The organism is Halomonas campaniensis (assembly GCF_014193375.1).
Classification (GTDB): Bacteria; Pseudomonadota; Gammaproteobacteria; order Pseudomonadales; family Halomonadaceae; genus Halomonas; species Halomonas campaniensis.
This window is the reverse complement of the sequence record NZ_JACHZF010000074.1, coordinates 1-1,227: the sequence shown is the minus strand read 5'-3', so window position 1 is coordinate 1,227 and position 1,227 is coordinate 1. Positions and strand designations below refer to the sequence as shown.

The 1,227-nt window shown below is 60.6% G+C and carries 1 protein-coding gene; it reads left to right on the top strand.

From position 1 onward, the window contains the following. Positions 1-92: 92 nt before the first annotated feature. Entirely contained in the window at positions 93-1,091 is a 999-nt protein-coding gene (locus tag BDK63_RS18295) for an IS5 family transposase (protein ID WP_183334584.1), read from the top strand. The last annotated feature ends 136 nt before the right edge of the window (positions 1,092-1,227 follow it).

Below are 1,227 nucleotides of genomic sequence, written 5' to 3'. Positions count from 1 at the left end.
GGAAACGCTGCATAAATCGCGCCGCAGCTGCCTCGCAGCCATCGGCGAGGTAGAATTCGGTCCTCCTGCCACTGCCTGATCAGAGCCACCCGATGAAGCAGGTCTCGTTCGCCCAAGCCGAGTACCAGAACAAGAAGAAGGTCACCCGCCGCGAGCGGTTCCTGACCCAGATGGAGGCGCTGGTGCCTTGGCAACGGCTCATCGACGCGCTGTCGCCGTCTTACTTCCCGAATGCAGCGGGCAAGCGCGGCCGTCCGCCTATCGGCCTGGAGCGCATGCTGCGGATCTACTTCCTGCAACAGTGGTATGCGCTCGCCGACGAGGCACTTGAAGATGCCATCTACGATAGCCAGGCGATGCGCGACTTCGTGGGTATCGATTTGGCCATCGAGAGCGTGCCGGACGCGACCACGCTGCTGCGCTTCCGTCATCTGCTGGAGAAGCATGCGCTGACCCAGCGGATCTTCGAGGAGATCAACGCCCACCTGTCCGAGAAAGGGCTGTTCATGCGCGAGGGCACGATCGTCGACGCCACTATCGTGGCAGCCGCCCCTTCCACCAAGAACAAGGCCAAGCAGCGCGATCCAGAGATGAAGCAGACCAAGAAAGGCAACCAGTGGTATTTCGGCATGAAGGCCCATATCGGCGTCGATGCCGTCACCGGACTGACTCACAGTGTCGTCACGACCTCGGCCAACGTTGCCGATGTCACCATGGCCGGTGCCCTGGTGCGGGAGGATGACAAACGGGTATACGGCGACGCGGGCTACACCGGCATGTGGAAGCATCTCGACGAAGAGAAGGATGCCCCGAATTCCAAGTGCTGCGTTGCCGCCAAGCGCGGCACCATCAAGAAGATGGACGACAGCCACATGAAAACGCTGCTGCTGGCGATCGAGAAGGCCAAGGCCAGCATCCGTGCCAAGGTCGAGCACCCGTTTCATGTCATCAAGAACCTCTTTGGCTACCGCAAGGTGCGCTACAAGGGGTTGGCCAAGAATCAGGCGCAACTCTTCAGCCTGTTCGGACTGGCCAATCTGGTGCTGGCGACACGATGTGAGGGCCGAGTTGACGGGGGCAGTGTGCCTTGAATCTGCCCTGCCAGCCGCATAGGCCGGCTGGCAGGGCAAACAGACCACCGGAGGTGGTCAGAAAATGATCGCTGACGCGGTGATTGTGTCACTCTGAGCCCTTCAACTGCTCAGAACCGAATTGATCAGTGGTTCC

Excerpts from the sequence above, each read along its gene's own strand:
- BDK63_RS18295 (WP_183334584.1), top strand. The coding sequence starts at position 93 with ATGAAGCAGGTCTCGTTCGCCCAAGCCGAGTACCAGAACAAGAAGAAG.